This window comes from Pseudomonas emilianonis, from assembly GCF_023072625.1.
Taxonomy (GTDB): Bacteria; Pseudomonadota; Gammaproteobacteria; order Pseudomonadales; family Pseudomonadaceae; genus Aquipseudomonas; species Aquipseudomonas paraveronii.
In genome coordinates, this window is the sequence record NZ_JAKNRV010000585.1 from 1 (window position 1) to 2097 (window position 2097).

Here is a 2097-nt window from a genome sequence, read left to right on the forward strand (position 1 = left end):
CCTGCGGCCTGGCCAACGACGTCTCCACGCGCGCCAGAGGCGGCGCCTCGCGGCTGATGTCCCGCACCTGCACATCGACCTGCACCAGCCGGCTATCGGAGCCGCTGCTGAGGGTCTGCTCGCAACGCAGTTTCAAGCGGCCCTGATCGCACTCGAAGGTCTTTTTGCCGTTGGTCAAACGCCCCTCCAACTGCAACTCCGCGAGGCGACTTTGCGCCGCCAGCATCGCCATCGACTTGTCGCGCAACAGGCCGTTGCTCTGGGTCATCAGCCCGGCCACGCGCACGGCTGCGGCCATGGCCACCGCGATGATCGCCAGCGCCACCAGCACTTCAATCAGGGTAAAACCTCGCTCGTTGCGGTGCCTGCGCATGGCGTTCTCAAAGCCTGGAAACAGGTGCGCAGCCTAGCGCCGGCAGTTGACCGATTGGCGACCGAAACTCCCGAGGATTTTCAATACGACTGACATGTGTTCTTGCAACACTGCGCCCCGAAACGCACTCAAGCCAAGGAATGTCGAGATGGATATCGCACGCCTAACATCCCCATTGCCAAGCCCTCGCGGCCAGCGTGGCTTCACCCTGATCGAGATCATGGTGGTGGTGGTCATTCTTGGGATTCTGGCGGCGATGGTGGTGCCCAAGGTGCTTGATCGTCCGGACCAGGCACGGGCCACCGCAGCGAAACAGGACATCGGCGGGTTGATGCAGGCGCTGAAACTCTATCGCCTCGACCACGGCACCTACCCGAGCATGAACCAGGGCCTCAAAGTCCTGGTGGAGCGCCCGGCGGATGCAAAGAACAGCAACTGGCGCGCTTACCTCGACCGTCTGCCGAATGACCCGTGGGGCCACGCCTATCACTACCTCAACCCGGGCGCCAACGGTGAGGTCGATGTGTTCTCCCTGGGCGCCGACGGCCAACCGGATGGCGACGGCGTGAATGCCGATATCGGCTCCTGGCAGCTATAAGGCGCGCCATGAAACGGTATTCGCCCGCAGCGGCGAAGCAGCGCGGCATGGCGATTATCAGCGCGTTGCTGATCGCGGCGGTGGTGGCGGTGATCGCCGGCGCCATGCTCACGCGTCAGAGCGTATTCACCCGCAGCGTGGAGGCCGAGCAATTGCGCATTCAGGGCCAGTGGTTGTTGCAAGGCAGCCTGGAACACAGCCGGCTGTTGCTATGGGATGCCCGTCAGAAGGACGTGCTGACCCGCCTTGATCAACCGTGGGCACGTCCTCAGCGCGGCGCGTTTGAAGGGCGCCTGGAGGACGAGCAGGGCAAGTTCAACCTGCGCAATCTGGTCAGTCGCCAGCAGGTGGATGCCGAACAGGTGCAAAGTTTCGAGCGCCTGTGCCGCCTGATCGGCATCGATTCGGCCGTGAGCCAACGCATCAGCCGGCGGGTGATCGGGTCCTATGAGCAACGTGCCGACACGTCGCTGCTGCCGGCCCGCTACCCGATGCTGCGCAGCCTGGATGACTTGAGCGGTATCGAAGGCCTCGACCCGTTGCTGCTACGGCGCCTGCAGACCTTCATCAGCGTGCTGCCCGGCAATACCTGGGTCAACGGCAACACCGCCAGCGCCGAAGTGCTCAGCGCGGTGGTGCCGCAACTCAGCCTGGCCCAGGCCCAGGCATTGGTGGCCGAGCGCGACAGCGGGCGCTGGTTTATCAACCGCGGCGATTTCGTCAACCGCCTGCACCTGCCGCAAGTGGCGGTGGAGAGCGTGCAGGTGGGCATTACCAGCGAGTGGTTTCGCCTGCAGGGCCAGGCCCGCCGTGAACAGAGGCGGGTGACGATCGACGTGTTGTTGCATCGCCCCGAAGACCGCCGGCCCCAGGTGATCTGGTCGCGGGTGGGCGCATGAAACGCCTGCGGATCGGCTTGCCGCCACTCGATCAATTGACGGCCGACAACCAGGTGCAATTTGCCTGGCTGGAGCGTGGCGCGGTGGTGAGCGAAGGCCGTGAAAGCCTGCTGCAGTTGGGCCGGTCCAAGCCGCCGGTGGAGTGTTTTCTGCACCCCGCTGACAGCCTGCTGACCGCCCTCGACCTGCCGCCGCTGGCCGCCGCCAAAACGGCGGCCGCCGTGGCC

The 2097-nt window shown here is 64.9% G+C and carries 3 protein-coding genes and 1 pseudogene; 3 read left to right on the plus strand and 1 reads right to left on the minus strand.

What is annotated here, in order from left to right; all coding sequences use genetic code 11:
- The coding region (gene gspI, locus L9Z73_RS29670; protein WP_247408460.1) for a type II secretion system minor pseudopilin GspI at positions 1-373 on the minus strand (373 nt) is incomplete at its 3' end.
- 148 nt (positions 374-521) lie between these two features.
- Between gspI and gspG the strand changes: the two genes are divergently transcribed.
- The 3 genes and pseudogenes from gspG to L9Z73_RS29685 all read left to right on the plus strand — a co-directional run.
- On the plus strand, positions 522-971 hold the full coding sequence (gspG, locus tag L9Z73_RS29675) for a type II secretion system major pseudopilin GspG (protein WP_247408461.1): 450 nt from the start codon (positions 522-524) through the stop codon (positions 969-971).
- Between the two features lie 8 nt (positions 972-979).
- Positions 980-1870: a type II secretion system minor pseudopilin GspK gene (gspK, locus tag L9Z73_RS29680; protein WP_247408463.1), complete on the plus strand. Its 891-nt coding sequence runs from the start codon at positions 980-982 to the stop codon at positions 1868-1870.
- A pseudogene (locus L9Z73_RS29685) lies at positions 1867-2097 on the plus strand (type II secretion system protein GspL); the annotation flags it as partial. The gene gspK and the pseudogene L9Z73_RS29685, both read left to right, overlap by 4 nt.

Excerpts from the sequence above, each read along its gene's own strand:
- gspG (WP_247408461.1), top strand. The coding sequence starts at position 522 with ATGGATATCGCACGCCTAACATCCCCATTGCCAAGCCCTCGCGGCCAG.
- gspK (WP_247408463.1), top strand. The coding sequence starts at position 980 with ATGAAACGGTATTCGCCCGCAGCGGCGAAGCAGCGCGGCATGGCGATT.